Raw genomic sequence first — 20,480 nt, 5'->3', positions numbered from 1 at the left:
CTTGCGCACGATGTCGAGGCCGCTCGCCAGCGAGGCGTAGCGAAAGGTGCGGTCGTCATCGCGCAGGAACGGGGAGCGGATCTGAGCGGTCAGGGTCTTTTCCGGATTGGTCAGTTCGGCTTGCGCGCGAGCCAAGGCCGCCGCGATCGCCCCGATATGGTCACTGGCCTGGTGCATGGACGGCCTCCATCTCCACCGGATCAAAGCTGACGGCGCCAGCCTTGGAGCGCTTGGCGCGAATGCCGTGCCCGAACGCTTCCTTGGCATCCTCAGGCAGCAGCTTCTTGAGCTCGGTCTTGGCCAGCTCGTGCTCGTCATGGGCGGCGCGGGTGCGCAAATAGGTCGCCGCGCATGCGGCCCACAGATTGGAGGCGGTCATGTCGACCACCTTGACGGCGGCGAGCCGCGGCCGCGGGGTCTCGATCCCGAACAGCAGCGGCGGCTCGCCGCTCTGCACGCAGCGCCAGAACTTTTTCTCCGCGGTCAGCAGCAGGTGTTGGTAGAGCGGATCGGCATGCACGGTGATCTCCACCCATTTGCCGCCGCCGGTGATGATCGAGAGCACGGCCGCGCGCGCCGCGACCACCCACATGTTGTGCTGCAGCTGCGCCATGTGCTTGTCGGCCGCCGCCTCTTCGCTAAAAGCCCAGGGCAGCATGAACTTGGCCTCGAACACCGCGCCGGTCGGCGCGACCATGCCGTCCAGGGTGGCGGCCATCCAGGCATGGACGGGGTGCCGCACCCGCTTCTGAATGTCGGTGATCGCGTGACCGGTGGCGCTCTGGTACCAGCTGCGGTTAAGGTCTTCGGTGGCGATGCCGAGCTGAACGATCAGGTTGCGCGACAAATCTTGCGGCGCGATCTCGCCGCGTTTTTCCTGCCACAGGCGCAGCAGTTCGTCCTGGTCCCGGCCCATGATGATGCGGGCGTCCGAGCCGCCGATGAAGGCGCGCCGGTCGGGGCGGTTGAATGTGATGACGGAACGGGGCGCCGCGGCGCCGTCAGCTGAAATCGTGGTCACCGGTCTCTCCTGGGTTGACGCGGCTTGCCGCCGCACCACCAAAACCCCCGCCACTGCGAGGGGAGAGACCGGGGCCAAGGGCCCGCAGGCCGGTCAAATGATTAACGCTCCTTTTGCGCGGGAATGCCAGTCCTTTCTGCAGCAATTTTGCGGTTCTTTGGGGCCGAAAATGCTTGATGTCTCAAAGCCTTGGAGCGAGCTTTCCGGAGCCGAAACCTGCCCCAGTCGAGAAGCTCGGACATGACGTCAATTCGCCAAATCGAAGCCAATCGCGCCAACGCCACACGCAGCAGGGGCCCGAAAACGGCGGGCGGAAAGGCAAGGTCCAGCCAAAATGCGCTGCGCCATGGCTTGGCGCGGACCACGATCGGCGATCCGGCCGAGGTCGCGACTTTTGCCGTCGCGATTGCTTGTGGACTCGGGCATCAAATCACCCCGGCCTCAGCGATGGCCCTGGCACAGTCCAAGCTCGCGCTGCTGCGGCTGCGACGTTTGCGGCAGATGATGCTGGCCGGGCTTTTGGCCGCCCCAACTCCGGCAGGCCTCAAACGCCTCAAGGGCCTCGAGCGCTACGAACGGGCCGCGTTGGTGCAGCAGCGGCGGACGGTCCGCTCGCTCGGGCTCAAGTGACTTTGGTGCGGTCACTTGGCTTCGTTCTGGAAACTGGCCGCATTGCTGCTTGGGTGCCGAACCACGCGCTGGTGCCCACAATAATTCTTCCAACAGCTTCACGGCATTACCGCCCAGCGCTTGGGCGCGACAAATTCCACCACGTCGACGCATCGCCGAAGGGGGCGCTGAGCGCCCCCCCGTCGATCGCAGATATTCACGCCTGGACCGATCGCGAGCTCGGCTCGACCGGCCTGCGGCTAGGCTTGCACGATTGGGTGATGGAGAGGCTCGCCTAGCGGCAAGGCGTCCGATCAGAGCCAGCTCAGCGTGTAATCGTAGCCGGTGTCTTCATAGGCCAGCGCCTGGCTGATGCTGTCGACCTGGTCGTCGTGACGGCCTTGCGGGAAGGTCAACAGCTCCATTTCGAGCTCAGCCAGGAACGGCGCGTTTCTCGGAAACAGCACGCGTCCGGCGGCAAATTTGCTCTGCTGGACGTAGAGCCGACCAACCTTATCATGATTGATCTTGACAGGGTTGACGAAGCAGTCGCGCTTGTCGCGGAGCTCCTGCGCCAGCGCAATTCCGGTCGAGGCCTCTTCGACCAGGATCTCGTGCGGCTTGAAACGCTTGGCGAGCTGGAGCGCGGTGTCGCGGAGGGCGGGATATTCGAACCGACCGCGCACCAGATCCAGCAGGTAGTACGTCCCGTCAATGACCAGCCACGTCGTACACACCGACCAGTCGTTCTGCGCGCCATTTTTAGCGGCCGTATCCCAACTCTGGATGATGCGGCAGCCCAGCACGTCTCTTGAGGGAGCCTCGTCGTAATATCGCAGCCAATCGCGCTTGATCATGGCGCCGCCGGCCGGCACCGGCGCCTGCTGGTACTGCGCCGCAAACACGTCCGGCCCGAGCGTGTGCCGCAGCTTGCGCAGCGTCTCGATCGATTCATGGGCCGGATGCAGCGCCTCTCCTGACTTCCTGAAATGGAATTGGTTGGGACCGATCGGGATCGCGCCGTCGGTCTCCGCGATCGCGGGCAGGCTGAGCACCTCCCAATCATCGGATGAGCTGGTCAAAAACCCCGACAGATCGTCCAGGTGAACGCGCTGCATCACCACGATCACCGCGCTGGTCTGCTTGTTGTCCAGACGCGACATCAGCGTATTCGTTACCCATTGGTTGGTGCCGGTTCTACGCGACTCCGATTGCGCATCGATCGGCTTCTGCGGATCATCAATCAGGATCACGTCGCCGCCGAGCCCTGTCAACGTCCCCGAAACCGATGTCGTTCTGCGCGACCCGCGTCGGGTCGTGATCAGCTCGGATTCGGTGCTCCGCACGATGCGCATGTCCGGAAACGCGCGCCGGTACCACTCGGCATGCACGATGGATCGGAAGTCGCTGGCATGTTTGGCCGAGAGCTCATCGCCGTAGCTGATGGAAATGATGCGGCGGCCTGGCGACAGCCCAAGCAGAAAGGCCGAAAAGGCCACAGAAACCGTGATCGATTTGAGGTAACGCGGCGGCATGTTGATGATCAGCCGGGTGATTTCGCCGCGGCGGACGCGCTCGAGCTGATAGGCAATTGCATGGATGTGCCAATTGGGCAGGAATTGAGCACCGGGGTTGAGGTGGAGAAAGCAGCGATAGACAAAGCTGACGAAGTCATTGCGCAGGATGGCGCACAACAATGCATGATCGTGGTTGGTCATTCGGAGTCTCCTTGTTTCTTGGATTGCGCGTAAAGCTGTTGGGCGTAAGATTCCAAGATCTTGCGATCGTCCATATCGAGGACGTCGTTGGCGGGCTGCTCGGATGATGTTTCGAGCAACTGTTGGCGGTTGAGAAGGAAGGCGGCCGATTTGTCCTTGCCCTTCAGGGCGTCGTCCGCAAATCTGGTCAGGATGCCTTCGAGCACGGTGATCTTGCGCACTCGTCCGTTTTCACGGATGTCGATTTTGCGGTTGAGAAGCTTGTTGATGATGGTCGCCTCGTTCTTGGATCCCTTTGGTCGACCCTTCTTGTTGCCGGATTGCCCCGGCTTGAATTGGTGCTCGCGGGGTGGACGGCCATAACCAACATCGTCACGTTTTCCTCCAGCCGTGCCGGCCCGGCGCCGGCCTGATCGCTCACGCCGGCTCATGTGCTGCGCTCCGGTGCGGAACGCGCAGCCGCGACCTCGTCGAAGGCCTGTCCGGTGGCGGCAAGGATCGCATCGCGTTTGGTGACGTCCTGCCACCGGCGGATTGCGGCATCGACGTAGAGCGGATCGATCTCCAGCCCAAAGGCTTTGCGGCCGACGCGCTCCGCCGCCAGCAGGGTGGTGCCCGATCCCAGGAAGGGATCAACGACGAGGTCGCCGCGCCGCGTGCAGTCCTTGATCGCGTCCGCGATCAAGGCGACCGGCTTCACCGTGGGATGCACGGTGAGATCGTCGCGGCGGCCTTGGCGGAAGGTGTTGACGCCGGCATACGTCCACACGTTGGAGCGGTTGCGGCCATGGCGGCCGAGCTCAACGTTGTTGAGGTGCGGCGCATCGCCGTTCTTGTAGAGAAAGATCAGCTCGTGTTGGGAGCGGTAGAAGCTGCCTTGGCCGGCGTTGGTTTTGTTCCAGATCACTAGATTTTGCAGCGGACCGAAGACGGCGTGGCCCGCATTGTGCATTTCGCCAATGTGGCGCCAGTCCGCGAACGCAAAGTGCAGTGAGCCATCGTGCGAGAATTGGACAGCCAAGCGCATCCAGCCCGTGAGAAAATCGGTAAATTCGGCCGGCGACATTTCACCTGACGCCACCGCAAATTCGCGGTGCTTGATCTTGCCGCGGCCGAGCGTTTTGGAAATTTGCACGTTGTAAGGTCCATCCGCGATCAGCATGCTGGCCCGCTCGGATCCCATCAGCCGCGCCCAATCGCTCTGATCGCAGGCATCGCCACACAGCACGCGGTGCGCCCCAAGCTGCCACAGCTCGCCCCTGCGGCTGATGGGCCGCTCGCCGATCGTGCAGGACGCGTCTGCTGAATCGTGCTCTGAGCTGCCGAAATCGAGCAGCAGCCCGTCGATTTCGGCCGGCTCAAACCCGGTGATGTCGAGGGTGAGATTGAAGTCTGGGAGAAGCGAGGCGAGCTCACCGAGTTCTTCGGCAAGCAACTTGCGATCCCAACCAGCGTTTGCGGGAATCTTGTTGTCGGCGAGCGCCAGGGCGCGCTTTTCCGCGTCGCTGAGGCCGCGCATCACCAGAACGGGGACCTCCTTGAGGGAAAGCTGCTTGGCCGCCTCCCAGCGGGCGTGCCCGGCGATGATCCGCCGATCCTCGTCGGCCAAAATCGGGTAGGTCCAGCCAAAGCGGAGGATCAAGTTTGCGACTTGTTTGATCTGCTTCTTGGAGTGCGTTCGCGCGTTCTTGGTAGCTCGTTTGAGCGCTCGTAGCGGCAGCAATCGCACTTCCGGTTGGTCAACCTGTGGCAAGCGAGTGCTTGTCTTGCCAACCTCCAATTGATCCTCAATGGAACGTTGGAGGTGCTTAGTTCGCTTGCGGGACTTGGAAAGCGCGGTGGGTGTGTTAGACCGCAATCTGCGGACGGCCTCTGTTCGACCGGGCGTCATGTCGAAGCTCCTTGTTGTTGAAGGAGCTAGCGATATTCAGCATTCTCCGGACGTTTGCATCAAGTGTGATGCCAATCGAATTGTGGCAATAAGGCGCCTCCAACTCCTGCCGCTGGTCCGAGGCGCCGCGTTCGACGCGACGTCTGGGCTACAGCATACCGAACTTGTGCAACGTGTCGTCTATCTTTTGCCTGGACAGGCGTTTAAGCGCAGGGTCTTGCGTCGCAATGTACCGCAGTATCTCTTTTCGCGGCGGGACCTTCCCTCTGAGGGCCGGCAGCTTGCTGCAATCGAGCGCATCGGAGGGCTGGGCAAAGCGGATCGGGTACGTGTAGCACTCCTGTTCAGCCTTCATCATCGCAATGATATGATGCAGAATACGCCAGTCGAGATCGGTCACGTTATAGGGCAGCAAGGCGGGGACGACCTCGACCGCGCGAAGCCGTGTGCCGTCGACAAGCTCGACATTGCCGCGCCCATCGACGGTCGCTCCTTCTAGACGGAGGATATCGAATGTTTCGAGTTCTTGGCTGCCCTCGGGCCGGGCGCGAAATTGCTTGGCGCTCGGCAGCGCGACGAGGGAAATGGTCTGCGCCGCCGCGTTCTCGACAAAGATGCCGACGAGGCCGACAATCTGTTTGGACGACAGCCGTAAGCGACCGACGCTGATTTCGACGGTACGCACACGGTCGAAGATGGCATGTTCGTGGAGAACATTGACGACGTCCGCAATCGAGCGCCGGTTCTCGGATTCCTCCTGTTGCAGCCATTCCAATCGGGGCATGTGGTCTCCATGAAAGAAGTTGGAGCCCCCAGGTTGCTAACATTGGGCACAAGCCCTTAACCTTCAACCCGTAGCTTTACGGTCCGGTTGAGACCGGTAGATCGCTCGCGCCGCTGCAAAGGCCCGGCATCGGTCGAACGCGGACAGGCGATCGCTCTTGCAAGAGATCGATGAAGTTCGTCCGATAGTCATTTTTTCAGAAGTAGCCCCATTTCTCGCGCCATCCGCTTGACTGAGCCGACATGCCGGCGAAGAGCCGCGGCAATTTCCGCCGCGCCGTACCGCCGGCGGATCATCGCTGAAAGTTTCCTGCGTTCGAGGTCGCTCCATTCCTTTGGCTTCGAGAATTTCATGGTGCCATCTTCCCGCCGGCCCAAGGCGGGCGACATTGGGAAATTTACGGGTGCCATCCTGAGTTGTGCCCAGAGGCCGAGGAGAGCTTTGGGGGCTGGGACTCGTGTCGTGCTGAAGGTCACCGGTGCCATCCGGGGGCTGCTTCGCCGCAAGGCCTGCGTGGCGCTGGCTGGCGAGCAGGCCTCGCTGGTGGCCGCAACGCCATGGCCCAACCGCAGCGGGTTCGCCTTCAAACCCTTCAGGAGCGACCGCGGGGCGTTTGATCGCCACGAGCTTCGACGAACCCGCCGCTTGCTCGACAAACACGTCCGCAAATGGGGCTTACTCGCGCTGCAATCGACCGGAGACCGCTAGGCGGGTGCGGCCCAAAGGGTTGTTTGCCGGTCTCGCTCACACCCCCATCGAACAGCGCAAGAAGTTGTGCTTCTTCCTCGGGCGACACGAACGGATTTCAGCCGAGTGAAAGCCGCCAACAATCAACTCAATCGCACTCGACATAAGCTGCCGCACTCGACATAAGCTGCCCCACAATCAAATTTCGCATAGCAAGCTTGGATTTTAGTAAATTCAAAAATCCGGCGTGTGGAGCATAAGCAATTCACCGCGAGACGGAGTCTTGACCTGCTTCATTTTTTCCGCCATTTTAAATCTGCTATTTAATTTTTGGTTTTTTTGAAGCGGCTTTTCAGAGCTGTTTTGCAACATTGCGCCGCTGCCTATTTGGATAGAACATGAGCGACGAAACGATTGTCCGTTTGCAGACCCATAGGAAGAATGTTGAGCGGTATTTGCGCCTGCTGGAAACTGCGTTGACCGACGTTGAGCAGCAGTACATTGAGAAGCGCCTGGCTGAAGAAGGATCGGCCATGGACCAGCTATCGCTTCAGATGGCCGGGGCGGCGAACGCTTTCCATAAGATGTGCAATCACCCGCCCAGCGGCAAACGGTAACCGCAAGCAGCGGTCAACCCGCGGTCTGTCGCAATTGTCCACTGGCCGAGATGTGGCAGGATACGCTTGGCGAGTGAACGCACCTCGCAATCGCGGATAATAAGGGAGCGGGGCGCGGGACTTTGGTCAACTATCCTTGGATGTATCTCGCAGCGCAATTTGAATGGCTTCGCGGATTCGCCGACCTCCTTTGGGGTCGATCGCATCCAAGTGATAAATTCGACATAACAGACCGTTGATGCGCCTCACAATGCGCCTGTTATTGGAGTGCCGATTGCGCGCGCGCACCAGCTGACGGCGCACTTCCAACAGGTCCAGGCGATGAAGCCCTCTTGATTGCACCATGCGAATGGACCCAGCGCGTGTCGTCTTGGATCGTCAGCCACAGATACTCGGTCCAACGTGATTATGACGGGCCAAACCACCGCAGGCTTCCAGCGTTCTAGCCCAGATCAAAAATATATTTTAATTTAATCTACGAGGTGTTATTAACAGTTAATTATTTAATTTGCAAATCTATTGGCGGGGCGCTGGTTTGAATACCCCATTGAACCAAACGTCTGAGATGGCTGGGGCGTCCTTTAATTTCCCCAAGCCTGCCCCAGCTCACGCACTCATCATTTCGGACGCGCATCTCCTGGTCTCAGGGGACTATGCACGTTCAGGTCATGATCTCATCATTTCCGATTCTGACCATCGGATCACGATCCCCAATTACTTTCTCAGTGAGAAGCGTTTGCCGCTCAGCTCGTCGGACGGCGCGCTGCTCGATGCGAGAGTGGTCGAAGCCCTCACCGGTTATCAAACCTTTGCGCAAGCCGGAGGTAATGCCGCTGCCGCAAAGGTGATTGGCCGTGTCGCGACCGTAACGGGAAGCGCCAGCATCGTCCGCAACGGCGTTACGATCGAGGCGAATAATGGGGATGTCGTTTATCAGAACGATGTCGTGCAAACTGGAAGCGGCTCTGCCATTGGTCTCGTCCTTATCGACGGCACCACGTTCAACCTGAGCGCCAATGCTCGATTCATGTTGAACGAATTGGGGTATGAGGGGCAGAGTAGTGCGAGTGGCACCTTAGTCAGTCTGACGAGTGGCACGAACCATTCGATGTTCACTCTCATCCAGGGTGCTGCCAGTTTCGTCGCTGGCCAGGTCGCGAAAACCGGCGACATGCAGGTCGTGACGCCTACTGCCGCGATTGGAATTCGCGGTACTGCCGTCCTTCTCAGCGTCGATGCTGTGGATGGGAAAGTCTCGGTCTCTGTCGCTGATCAGCAAGACGGCCGAGTTCATTCCGTACAAGTCTTCAAATGCCTTCCAGCGACGAACTTGCTTCAAGGCGTTTGTACTGCTGGGGATCCGATCGGGATAGTTACCAGCGACGGTCCATCGCTAACCATCACGCCAACCGCGAATTTCGAGGTGATCACCCAAGCCGTCAGCAAGACCCCAGGGCAAGTTGCGCAGGAGTTCAACGCTTTTCAACAGGTGTTAACGACCTACGATATCGGGAAGCAGATCGCTCCAGATACTCCGGCACCTAGCGACGGCAAGCGAGGAGACGTCGACACAAAGTCGCTGCAGAAGTTCGCTGGGAGCCCCCCACCATTACCCACTGAACCTCCAACCACGGTTATAGGGGACGACATAAAAGGCCAAGCTGGTGGGGGATCGATCACTCCAGTTGTTGTGACCCTCGCTTCCATCGCGGGGACTTATGCCTTCGCCTCGAAACCGCTCGTCCCCACTTTGGACCCATCGCAAGCTGTTGTTATAGCTTCATTCGGACCTGTCCTTATCAGCAGCGCAGGCGGTCCAACCAACCAAGGAAATCAAACAATCAGTGGAACAGTTGATCCGTCCTTCGTTGGAAGCGCGGTGACGCTGTACGACACATACAATGGTGTTACGACGCAGATTGGAACGGTTACCGTTGGCTCCGGAGGCGTTTGGAGCCTGGCGGTCACCCTGGCAGGTGATGGCGACCACAGCATCGTGGCTTTGGACCCTAGCGCCAACGTTACAACGAGCGTGCCCGTTGTTTTCACGCTCGACACGACGGCGCCGACCGTCGCCATCACCAGCGCGGGCGGACCGGTCAACCAGGCCAGCCAGACCATCACCGGCACGGTCGGCGTCGCCGATGCCGGCGCCACCGTCACCATCCTGGATGGCACCACCGCGATCGGTACCGCCATCGTGCAGGGCAACGGCAGCTGGAGCACCACTGTCACGCTGAACCAGGGTGGCAACTCCCTGACCGCTCGGGTGAGCGACGCGGCTGGCAACACCGCGACCAGCGGCGCGGTCGTCTATACGCTCAGCACCACCGGTCCGACGGTGACCGAGAGTCTCGTCTCCGACACCGGCACTTCGGCCACCGACCACGTCACCGCCAGTCCGGCGCTGAGCGGCACCGGCCTTGTCAACACGGTGGTGCATCTGACGATCGATGGTGTTCTCAGCACCTCCACGGCGACCACGGATGCGCAAGGCGCCTGGTCGTTTACGCCGACCGGGCTGGCCGACGGACCGCACACCATCGTGGCGAGCCAGACCGACACTTTTGGCAACACCGGCAGCGCATCGCTGAACTTCACCCTCGACACGACGGCACCGACGGTTGCGATTACCAGCACCGGCGGACCGGTCAACCAGGCCAGCCAGACCATCACCGGCACGGTGGGCGTCGCCGATGCCGGCACCACCGTCACCATCCTGGATGGCGCCACGACGATCGGCACCGCCATCGTGCAGGGCAACGGCAGCTGGAGCACAACGGTCACGCTCAGCAACGGCCCGAACTCCCTGACGGCCCGGATGAGCGACGCCGCCGGCAACATCGCAACCAGCGGCGCGGTGGTCTATACGCTCAGCACCACCGGCCCGACGGTGACCGAGAGTCTCGTCTCCGACACCGGCACCTCAGTCACCGACCATGTCACCGCCAACCCGGCGCTGAGCGGCACCGGCCTCGCCAACACGGTGGTGCATCTGACGATCGATGGTGTTCTCAGCACCGCTACGGCGACCACGGATGCGCAAGGCGCCTGGTCGTTTACGCCGAGCGGGCTGGCCGACGGATTACACACCATCGTGGCAAGCCAAACCGATACTTTTGGCAACACCGGCAGCGCATCGCTGAACTTCACCCTGGACACGACGGCGCCGACCGTCGCCATCACCAGCGCGGGCGGACCGGTCAACCAGGCCAGCCAGACCATCACCGGCACGGTGGGCGTCGCCGATGCCGGCACCACCGTCACCATCCTGGACGGCAGCACGACGATTGGCACCGCCATCGTGCAGGGCAACGGCAGCTGGAGCACCACGGTCACGCTGAACCAGGGCGGCAACTCCCTGACGGCTCGGGTAAGCGATGCCGCCGGCAATACCGCGACCAGCAGCGCAGTGGTCTACACGCTGAGCACCACCGGTCCGACGGTGACCGAGAGTCTCGTTTCCGACACCGGCACTTCGGCCACCGACCATGTCACCGCCAACCCGGCGCTGAGCGGCACCGGCCTTGCCAACACGGTGGTGCATCTGACGATCGATGGTGTTCTCAGCACCTCCACGGCGACCACGGATGCGCAAGGGGGCTGGTCGTTTACGCCGAGCGGGCTGGCCGACGGATTACACACCATTGTGGCAAGCCAGACCGATACCTTTGGCAACACCGGCTCGGCGTCGCTGAGCTTCACCTTCGACACAACGGCGCCGACCGGTGGTACCCCAGATCTGACGGCGGGTTTGGATACCGGTACCTCGAGCACGGACAACATCACCTCGGCGACGTCGCCAAGCTTCACGGTGTCGCTGACCCCGACGGTTGCCATCGGCGATACGGTGCAGCTGCTGCTGGGCGGCTCGCCGCTGGCGCACCCGGTCACGCATGTGATCACGGCTGCCGACGTGACGGCAGGCAGCGTCAGCCTGACGGTATCCGCCGGCGATCTTGGAGCCGATGGCACCAAACAAATCACGGCGCAGTTCAGCGATGCCGCCGGCAACAGTTCGACGAGCGCAGCGCTGAGCTTCACGCTCGACACCACGGCACCGACGGTCGCCATTACCAGCGCGGGCGGACCCGTCAACCAGGCCAGCCAGACCATCACCGGCACGGTGAGCGTTGCCGATGCCGGCGCCACCGTCACCATCCTGGATGGCGCCACGACGATCGGTACCGCGATCGTGCAGGCCAACGGCAGCTGGAGCACCACGGTCACGCTGAACCAGGGTGGCAACTCCCTGACGGCTCGGGTGAGCGACGCGGCCGGCAACATCGCAACCAGCGGCGCGGTGGTCTACACGCTGAGCACCACCGGCCCGACCGTGACCGAGGCCCTGGTCTCCGACACCGGTACCTCCGCCACCGACCATGTCACCGCAAATCCGACGGTGAACGGCAGCGGCCTTGCCAACACCGTGGTGCACTTCACCATCGACGGCAGCCCGATCGCGACGACAGTGACCACGGATGCACAAGGCGCCTGGTCGTTTACGCCGAGCGGGCTGGCCGACGGATCACACACCATCGTCGCAAGCCAGATCGACACTTTTGGCAACACCGGCTCGGCCTCGCTGAGCTTCACGCTCGACACCACGGCACCGACGGTCGCCATTATCAGCGCGGGCGGACCCGTCAACCAGGCCAGCCAGACCATTACCGGCACGGTGAGCGTTGCCGATGCCGGCGCCACCGTCACCATCCTGGATGGCGCCACGACGATCGGCACCGCCATCGTGCAGGGCAACGGCAGCTGGAGCACCACGGTCACGCTGAACCAGGGTGGCAACTCGCTGACGGCGCGGGTGAGCGACGCGGCTGGCAACACCGCGACCAGCGGCGCGGTGGTCTATACGCTCAGCACCACCGGCCCGACCGTGACCGAGGCCCTGGTTGCCGACACCGGCACGTCGGTCACCGACCACGTCACCACCAATCCGGCGCTGAACGGCACCGGCCTTGCCAACACCGTGGTGCACTTCACCATCGACGGCAGCCCGATCGCGACGACAGTGACCACCGATGCGCAAGGCGCCTGGTCGTTTACGCCGAGCGGGCTGGCCGACGGACCGCACACCATCGTGGCGAGCCAGACTGACGCTTTTGGCAACACCGGCAGCGCATCGCTGAGCTTCACCCTGGACACCACGGCACCCGCGGTCGCGATCACCAGCGCGGGGGGACCGGTCAACCAAGCCAGCCAGACCATCACCGGCACGGTGGGCGTCGCCGATGCCGGCGCCACCGTCACCATCCTGGATGGCGCCACGACGATTGGCACCGCCATCGTGCAGGGCAACGGCAGCTGGACCACCACGGCCACGCTGAACCAGGGTGGCAACTCCCTGACGGCGCGGGTGAGCGACGCGGCCGGCAACACCGCGACCAGCGGCGCGGTGGTCTACACGCTGAGCACCACCGGCCCGACCGTGACCGAGGCTCTGGTTGCCGACACCGGCACTTCAGTCACCGATCATGTCACCGCCAATCCGGCGCTGAGCGGCACCGGCCTTGCCAACACCGTGGTGCACTTCACCATCGACGGCAGTCCGATCGCGGCGACAGTGACCACTGATGCGCAAGGCGCCTGGTCGTTTACGCCGAGCGGGCTGGCCGACGGACCGCACACCATCGTCGCAAGCCAGACCGACACTTTTGGCAACCCCGGCTCGGCCTCGCTGAGCTTCACCCTCGACACTACGGCACCGACCGGCGGTGCACCGGACCTGACAGCCGGCTCGGACAGCGGTACCTCGGCTACCGACAACATCACCTCGACGACGTCGCCGAGCTTCACAGTGGCGCTGACCCCTGCGGCTGCCATCGGCGATACCGTGCAGCTGGTGCTCGGCGGCGCGCCGCTGGCGCATCCGGTCGGGCATGTGATCACGGCCGCCGACGTGACGGCAGGCAACGTCAGCCTGACGGTATCCGCTGGCGATCTCGGAGCCGATGGCACCAAACAGGTCACGGCCCAGTTCAGCGATGCCGCCGGCAACAGCTCGACGAGCGCATCGCTGAGCTTCACCCTGGACACGACGGCACCGACGGTCGCCATCACCAGCACCGGCGGACCGGTCAACCAGGCCAGCCAGACCATCACCGGCACGGTGGGCGTCGCCGATGCCGGCGCCACCGTCACCATCCTGGACGGCAGCACGACGATTGGCTCCGCCATCGTGCAGGGCAACGGGACCTGGAGCACCACGGTCACGCTCAGCAGTGGCCCGAACTCGCTGACGGCTCGGGTGAGCGACGCGGCCGGTAATACCGCGACCAGCGGCGCGGTGGTCTACACGCTCAGCACCACCGGCCCGACCGTGACCGAGGCCCTGGTTGCCGACACCGGCACTTCGGCCACCGACCATGTCACCGCCAACCCGGCGCTGAGCGGCACCGGCCTCGCCAACACGGTGGTGCACTTCACCATCGACGGCAGCTTGATCGCGGCGACAGTGACCACTGATGCGCAAGGCGCCTGGTCGTTTACGCCGAGCGGGCTGGCCGACGGACCGCACACCATCGTCGCGAGCCAAACCGACACTTTTGGCAATATTGGCTCGGCCTCGCTAAACTTCACCCTCGACACGACGGCACCGACCGGTGGCACCCCAGATCTGACGTCGGGTTTGGATACTGGTACCTCGAGCACGGACAACATTACCTCGGCGACCTCGCCGAGCTTCACGGTGGCGCTGAACCCGACCGATGCCATCGGCGATACCGTGCGGCTGTTGCTGGGCGGCTCGCCGCTGGCGCACCCGGTCACGCATGTGATCACAGCCGCCGACGTGACGGCAGGCAGCGTCAGCCTGACCGTATCCGACGGCGATCTCGGAGCCGATGGCACCAAACAGATCACGGCGCAGTTCAGCGATGTCGCCGGCAACGGTTCGACGAGCGCAGCGCTGAGCTTCACGCTCGACACCACGGCACCGACGGTCGCCATCACCAGCACCGGCGGACCCGTCAACCAGGCCAGCCAGACCATCACCGGCACGGTCGGCGTCGCCGATGCCGGCGCCACCGTCACCATCCTGGACGGCACCACCGCAATCGGCACCGCCATCGTGCAGGGCAACGGGACCTGGAGCACCACGGTCACGCTCAACAGCGGCCCGAACGCGCTGACCGCCCGGGTGAGCGATGCGGCTGGCAACACCGCAACCAGCGGCGCGGTGGTCTATTCTGTCGGCGTGCCCGGCGCCATTCTCGGCGATGCTGGCGACAACACCCTGACAGGGACCGCCGGGAACGATGCCTTCCAAGGCTTCGGCGGTAATGACACATTCAACGGTTTGTCGGGCGTTGATCGAGCGGTCTATGTCGACGCGACCGGGGGCATCACCGCCGATCTGACGGCAGGAACCGTGACGGGTCCGGGTGTCGGCACCGACACTCTGGTCGGTGTCGAAGCCATCCAGGGCAGCAACTTTGCCGATCACTACTCGGCGGTCGGTTTCAGCGGCAATTCCGGGGTACCTGGCACGCCAATTGGCTTCAACAGCTTCGAAGGCATGGGGGGAGATGACATCATCGCCGGCACGGTCAATCCTTCCGGAGAGATTCTGACCCGCATTTCCTATGTCAGCGCGACAGCGGCAGTGGTCGTTGATTTCGCCGCGGGAACAGCGAACGGCGATGCATCAGTCGGCAACGACACCTTCACCAATGTCAATTCGGTCATTGGGTCAGCATTTGCAGACACGCTGCGGGGCAGCGACAATCCGAACGGCACTTTCGAGCAATATGACGCTCGTGCCGGCAACGATCTGATCGATGGCCGCGGCGGCTACGATTTTGCCGTCTACAACAACGACGCCACCACCACCACGGGCTTAATTGTCAATCTTGCGGCCGGTACCGTCACTGGCGACGCGACAATCGGGACCGATACGCTGCGTTCAGTGGAAGCCGTCCGCGGCACCAACTTCGCCGATACTTACGATGCCGCTGGTTTCAGCGGCACCAGCACCAATGCTGGATCGAGCGGCACCTTCAACAATTTCGAAGGCATGGGCGGCAACGATGGCATCATCGGCAACGGCAACACCCGACTCCAGTATACGCAATCAACCGCCGGCGTGACTGTCGATTTCCTCGCGGGCACTGCAACCGGCGATGCCTCCGTGGGTACCGATACATTCACCGGCGTCAACGCCGTCATGGGCTCGATGTTTGCCGACACCTTTGCTGGAAGCGGCGCCAATGAGAACTTCATGGGCCTTGCCGGCGATGATTTCATCGACGGAAAAGGCGGCTTCGACACGGCGCAATATGCCAACCTGACCTTCACGACGGGGGGGATCAGCGTTCACCTTGCAGCTGGAACGCTGACCGGAGATGCCTCGAGCGGCACCGACACCTTGCGTTCAATCGAAGGCATTCAGGGCACTCATTTTACCGACACTTATGACGCGACTAATTTCGGCGTCACCGGCGCTATCGATCCCGCGACCGGCCTTCCTTATGCCAATGTCGGCAACAATGGCACCTTCAATCAATTCGAGGGAATGGGCGGTAACGACATCATCACCGGCAACGGCAACACTCGTCTGATCTACACCAATGCAACCGGCCCCGTGACGATCACTTTCGCTCTCAACGGCTGGACCAGCACCACCAGCGGCGCGTCGGGTACCGTAACCGGTGATGGGTCCGTAGGCACCGACACCTTCTCCGGTGTCGGCTCGGTGTCGGGGTCGTCATTTGCCGACACCATCACCGGCTCGAACAATCCAAACAACACCTCGGAGGAATTTGCCGGTCGCGGCGGCAATGACTTCATCGACGGTAAAACTGGCTTCGACAGGGCGTTCTACAACAACGATGGTTCGGCGTCGGGTATTCAAGTCGATATGGCTTCGGGCGTCGTGACCGGCGACGCTTCGATCGGAACGGACACCCTCCGATCCATCGAAGCGATCCGCGGAACCGGCTTCGCCGACACTTATGTCGCGACCAGTTTCGGCGTCTCCGGCGCAAATGTCGGCGATTTCGGTACCCTCAACGAGTTTGAGGGAATGGCCGGCAATGACACCATCACCGGCAACGGCAATACCCGCATCGCATATTACAATGCTCTCGATGGGGTGACCGTCGACCTCGCCGCCGGCAATTCCCACGGGACGGCCTCCGATGACCTCGCAGGTGTCGGGACAGACACGTTCACCGGCGTGAATGCCGTCCGCGGTTCAGCTTTCGCTGACGTCATTCTGGGCGATGCCAATGCCAATGCCCTCGACGGCAGGGACGGCAATGATCGGATCGACGGCCGCGGTGGCGCCGATACCTTGACCGGCGGGAACGGCGCCGACACCTTTGTCTACGCCGATGGTGACGGAGCAGACACCATCACGGACTTTAACCGTACCCAAGGCGACACGATCGATCTGACAGGGTTGTCAGGCTTCTTCACGCTCGCAGATGTTCAATCGAAGGCAACGGTGAGCGGCGGCAACACCATCATCGATGTCGGAAGCGGGAATACCCTGACGCTGATAGGTGTAACAAGCCTCCAGCAGAGCGACTTCATCTTTCCCAACGCCACCAACGGCACCTCGGGCTCGGATATGCTGCTCGGAACGAGTCAAGCGGATGCAATTTCCGGCCTCGCCGGAAATGATCGGCTTCAGGGATTCGGCGGCAACGATCTGCTCGATGGCGGGGCCGATTTTGACCGCGCTGTCTACACCGATGCCACGGGCGGGATCTCCGTGAACCTTGCGGCGGGAACGGTATCCGGACCGGGAGCGGGTACCGATACGCTGGTCGCGATCGAAGCCGTGGTTGGCAGTGATTTTGCGGACACCTTCAATGCGACCGGTTTCGCCGGGGGCACCGGTACGCCCGGTACGCCGATCGGGTTCAACGAGTTCGAGGGCCGCGGTGGCAACGACACCATTCTGAGTGACGTGAATCCTTTAGGCGCGGCTCTGACGCGGGTCTCCTATGTGAGCGCCACCGCCGGTGTGACTGTCGACATCGCAGCCGGAGCGGCGGATGGCGATGGCTCCGTTGGTCACGACACGTTTGTTGGCTCGGGGATTCTTGCCGTTTGGGGCTCTTCGTTCGCCGATACTCTTTTCGGAAGCAACAATGGATTCGGTACGATCGAGGTGTTTGCGGGGTTCGTTGGCAACGACGTGATCGACGGGCGCGGCGGCTTCGACCGCGTCGACTACAATAACGATCCGACCACCACGTCAGGTATCACTGTCAATCTCGCGGCTGGCACCCTGACCGGAGATGCCACTGTCGGCACCGATACTCTTGTGTCGATCGAAGCTGTCCGCGGCACCAATTTTGCCGATACCTACAACGCCGTTGGATTTGGCAACACCAGCACGAACTCCGGCTCCCTCGGCACCTTCAATGAGTTCACCGGCGAGGGCGGCAACGACGTCATCACCGGCAACGGTAACACGCGCCTCGGATTCAACAATGCGACCGCAGGCGTCGTGGTGGATATAGCAGCCGGCACGGCTACCGGGGACGTCTCGGTCGGAAGCGATACGTTCACGGGCGTCAATGCCGTCATGGGCACGATGTTCGCCGATTCCTTGTCGGGAAGCGGCATCAACGAGATATTTACCGGGCTTGGCGGCAACGACGCGATTGACGGTCGCGGCGGATTCGATACCGCCAGCTACAACAACATCTATCTATCGACCGGCAGTGTCACCATTGACATGGCGTCCGGCACGGCCACGGGCGACTCCTCGATCGGTACGGACACGCTGCGTTCGATCGAGGCCATCCAGGGAACCGTCCTTGCCGACACCTATGTGGCAACGGGATACGGCCTCGCAGGCGCTCTTAACGTCGGCAACAACGGCAGCTTCAACCAGTTCGAGGGACTTGGTGGTGACGATGCCATTACCGGCAACGGCAACACGCGGCTGATCTACACCAATGCAACCGGTCCCGTGACGATCACGTTTGGCCTCAATAGCTGGACCAGCACCACCAGCGGCGCGTCGGGTACCGCAACCGGCGATGCGTCGGTAGGCACCGACAGCTTCTCGGGCGTTAGCTCGGTGTCAGGGTCGTCCTTCGCCGATACCATCACCGGCTCCAACAATCCGAATGGTACAGCGGAAGACTTTGCCGGTCGCGGCGGCAATGACTTCATCGACGGTAAAACTGGCTTCGACAGGGCGTTCTACAACAACGACGGTTCGGTTTCAGGTATTCAAGTCGATATGGCGTCAGGCGTGGTGGCCGGCGACGCTTCCATCGGAACGGATACCCTCCGATCTATTGAAGCGATCCGTGGGACCAATTTCGACGATACTTATGTCGCAACCAGCTTTGGCACTTCAGGTGCAAACGCCGGCGATTTCGGCACCCTCAACGAGTTCGAGGGAATGGACGGCAATGATGCCATCACAGGAAACGGCAATACCCGGATTGCGTTCTACAATGCGCTGGATGGGGTGACAGTCGACCTCGCCGCTGGCAACTCTCGCGGGACGGCCTCCGGTGACCTCGCAGGCATTGGGACAGATACCTTCACCGGCGTGAATGCCGTCCGTGGGTCATCCTTCGCTGACTTCATTTTTGGCGATGCCGGCAGCAACACGCTGGATGGGCAAGCAGGAGACGACGTGATCCAGGGCCGAGGAGGTGCCGACACGTTAATAGGAGGAGCGGGAAGCGACCAATTCGTATTCGCTGCGGTTTCCGATTCCACGGTTGCAAGCCACGACACGATCAGTGATTTCGTTCATGGTACAGACATCATCGACACCTCGGCGATCGCGGGGGTGACGAGTGTCCAAGGCTTGCTAAGCGGGAGCGCCCAAGTCGCCGCGCACAGTATCGGGTGGATTGAGAGCGGCGCGAATACGATTGTCTACGTCAACAGCTCGGCCACTGCGCAGAGCGAAGGGGCGGCGGATATGGAAATTGTCTTGACCAATGTAACTGCGAATACACTGACCAGTCAGGATTTTCTCCTCCACATCTAACGTACTCTTTCTGAAGGATGGCCGGCTTCCAGGTGCGAGTCGCGCCGAGGGGACGTTCCGTGAATAACTCTCAACGGATCTCATAGCGGAGTTCGAGCCGGTCCTTGTGGTCTTTGCTGCGTATTGAACACGCAAGGCAAGCCACTTTCGCGGTGCTTGCGACACCACAGGCAGGTGGCGCGATGAACACTTGCCGGTTGCCTGCTAACGCTGCCGCAGGTCCCAGTTCGCGATCGAAATTTCCCTGTTCCGAGATGGCATGCTTTGGCTACCAAAGGCTCGAATTTTCAAGGCGTTTCACCCGGCCCCTCGTCCAGGGTGGCGCTTTAGCCGCGTTTTCCCTGCAGAACTCCAGTAACCAGGGAATTGAAGTTAGCGGCCTTTCAGCAAGGTCAGGGTCGGTGGCATGGGAGGAGGCAGCGCCTGTGACGTCCTCGGCTGGCCGAGGCTCGGCGTCATTGACGCCCTTGGTTAACCCCAGAGCCGACCCGCCATTGTTTTTCCTGGCGTAGCCCATTTGGGGGAGGCGCACCCAAAGGGGGATGGCATATCGCTTCCCGCGGCCCCCCATTGCACGGCGGCGTTCTTGCCCCCGTGTGGGACAAGGTGCCGGCAGGTCGTTAAGTCGCGGAATGGCGTCAAACTCGTTGGGAGACAATGTCGTGGGCTTGGACGACTTCTCGTTCTTCGAGCTCGAGATGCGCAAACGTTCGCGGGGCTGGGAGTGGAGTATTGGCTCCCGCGACAGCAAAGCCATCATGCGAGGAAGAGCGAGGAAACGCGTGGTGGCGAGGTACGAGGCGAGCAGCGCGTTGCTTCTCTTGCTGATGAACGTGTCCGTGGCGCTCGGAGCCGAAAATGAAAGTGGAGCGCGAACCGCTAAGGCCGCCACCCCTCAGCTGAAGGGCCGAAGGTCGAGGTTCTTTCGCGCTCAGGCGAAATTTGGGACCGCCGGCGCGCACAAATCAAATGCTCACCCCAACTGCGAAACCAGCGTGACCAGCTCCGACTGGCGGTGCGCTCCCGTCTTCGAGAAGATCGACTTGAGATGGTTGCGGGCGAGCTATGCCGGGCTTTCGAAGGACGAATGCCGCCAAATCTTGAATTCGCCCCTGTCCGGCCCCAGGCCCACTCCAGATTGACACATCGGAACTGGCGTGAACGCCGGAG

11 protein-coding genes and 1 pseudogene are annotated in these 20,480 nt (G+C 61.9%); 5 read left to right on the top strand and 7 right to left on the bottom strand.

Features of this window, described 5'->3' with window-relative positions:
- A pseudogene (locus MOV74_RS02350) lies at positions 1–177 on the bottom strand (single-stranded DNA-binding protein); the annotation flags it as partial.
- Positions 161–1,012, bottom strand: a complete 852-nt coding sequence (locus MOV74_RS02345) for a YqaJ viral recombinase family protein (protein WP_404979102.1) — start codon at positions 1,010–1,012, stop codon at positions 161–163. The gene MOV74_RS02345 and the pseudogene MOV74_RS02350, both read right to left, overlap by 17 nt.
- Positions 1,013–1,372: 360 nt before the next feature.
- Between MOV74_RS02345 and MOV74_RS02340 the strand changes: the two genes are divergently transcribed.
- Positions 1,373–1,651 (top strand): hypothetical protein, encoded by a 279-nt coding sequence (locus MOV74_RS02340; protein ID WP_246917378.1) that lies wholly within the window; start codon positions 1,373–1,375, stop codon positions 1,649–1,651.
- A gap of 293 nt (positions 1,652–1,944) precedes the next feature.
- Here MOV74_RS02340 and terL read toward each other — a convergent pair whose 3' ends face one another.
- The 5 genes from terL to MOV74_RS02315 all read right to left on the bottom strand — a co-directional run bounded on the left by terL (position 1,945) and on the right by MOV74_RS02315 (position 6,376).
- Positions 1,945–3,348, bottom strand: a complete 1,404-nt coding sequence (gene terL / locus MOV74_RS02335) for a phage terminase large subunit (RefSeq protein WP_246917375.1) — start codon at positions 3,346–3,348, stop codon at positions 1,945–1,947.
- The gene (locus MOV74_RS02330) at positions 3,345–3,779 is read right to left on the bottom strand and encodes a DUF5681 domain-containing protein (protein ID WP_246917372.1); all 435 of its coding nucleotides are present in this window, start codon (positions 3,777–3,779) and stop codon (positions 3,345–3,347) included. Before MOV74_RS02330 ends, terL begins: the two co-directional genes overlap by 4 nt.
- A complete protein-coding gene (locus MOV74_RS02325) occupies positions 3,776–5,239 on the bottom strand; it encodes a DNA methyltransferase (RefSeq protein ID WP_246917368.1) in 1,464 nt (487 codons plus the stop codon). Before MOV74_RS02325 ends, MOV74_RS02330 begins: the two co-directional genes overlap by 4 nt.
- 148 nt (positions 5,240–5,387) lie before the next feature.
- Positions 5,388–6,023, bottom strand: coding sequence for a hypothetical protein (locus tag MOV74_RS02320; RefSeq protein ID WP_246917364.1), 636 nt, complete (start codon positions 6,021–6,023; stop codon positions 5,388–5,390).
- 188 nt (positions 6,024–6,211) lie between these two features.
- Positions 6,212–6,376: a hypothetical protein gene (locus MOV74_RS02315; protein WP_246917360.1), complete on the bottom strand. Its 165-nt coding sequence runs from the start codon at positions 6,374–6,376 to the stop codon at positions 6,212–6,214.
- A gap of 109 nt (positions 6,377–6,485) precedes the next feature.
- Here MOV74_RS02315 and MOV74_RS02310 point away from each other — a divergent pair, with 109 nt between their 5' ends.
- The 4 genes from MOV74_RS02310 to MOV74_RS02295 all read left to right on the top strand — a co-directional run bounded on the left by MOV74_RS02310 (position 6,486) and on the right by MOV74_RS02295 (position 20,452).
- Complete coding sequence (locus MOV74_RS02310; RefSeq protein WP_246917356.1) at positions 6,486–6,731, top strand: hypothetical protein; 246 nt, start codon at positions 6,486–6,488, stop codon at positions 6,729–6,731.
- A 377-nt stretch (positions 6,732–7,108) separates the two neighbouring features.
- The gene (locus MOV74_RS02305; RefSeq protein ID WP_104464108.1) at positions 7,109–7,327 is read left to right on the top strand and encodes a hypothetical protein; all 219 of its coding nucleotides are present in this window, start codon (positions 7,109–7,111) and stop codon (positions 7,325–7,327) included.
- A 736-nt stretch (positions 7,328–8,063) separates the two neighbouring features.
- Positions 8,064–19,310, top strand: coding sequence for an Ig-like domain-containing protein (locus MOV74_RS02300; protein WP_246917353.1), 11,247 nt, complete (start codon positions 8,064–8,066; stop codon positions 19,308–19,310).
- A gap of 662 nt (positions 19,311–19,972) precedes the next feature.
- Positions 19,973–20,452: a hypothetical protein gene (locus MOV74_RS02295; RefSeq protein WP_246917349.1), complete on the top strand. Its 480-nt coding sequence runs from the start codon at positions 19,973–19,975 to the stop codon at positions 20,450–20,452.
- The last annotated feature ends 28 nt before the right edge of the window (positions 20,453–20,480 follow it).

The sequence above is a fragment of the Bradyrhizobium sp. SHOUNA76 genome (genome assembly GCF_023006445.1).
Taxonomy (GTDB): domain Bacteria; phylum Pseudomonadota; class Alphaproteobacteria; order Rhizobiales; family Xanthobacteraceae; genus Bradyrhizobium.
This window is presented reverse-complemented; position numbering and strand designations above follow the sequence as displayed.

What these genes read in the sequence shown, in the direction of transcription:
- MOV74_RS02325 (WP_246917368.1), bottom strand. Translation starts at nt 5,239, where the DNA reads ATGACGCCCGGTCGAACAGAGGCCGTCCGCAGATTGCGGTCTAACACA.
- MOV74_RS02330 (WP_246917372.1), bottom strand. Translation starts at nt 3,779, where the DNA reads ATGAGCCGGCGTGAGCGATCAGGCCGGCGCCGGGCCGGCACGGCTGGA.
- MOV74_RS02305 (WP_104464108.1), top strand. Translation starts at nt 7,109, where the DNA reads ATGAGCGACGAAACGATTGTCCGTTTGCAGACCCATAGGAAGAATGTT.
- terL (WP_246917375.1), bottom strand. Translation starts at nt 3,348, where the DNA reads ATGACCAACCACGATCATGCATTGTTGTGCGCCATCCTGCGCAATGAC.
- MOV74_RS02320 (WP_246917364.1), bottom strand. Translation starts at nt 6,023, where the DNA reads ATGCCCCGATTGGAATGGCTGCAACAGGAGGAATCCGAGAACCGGCGC.
- MOV74_RS02315 (WP_246917360.1), bottom strand. Translation starts at nt 6,376, where the DNA reads ATGAAATTCTCGAAGCCAAAGGAATGGAGCGACCTCGAACGCAGGAAA.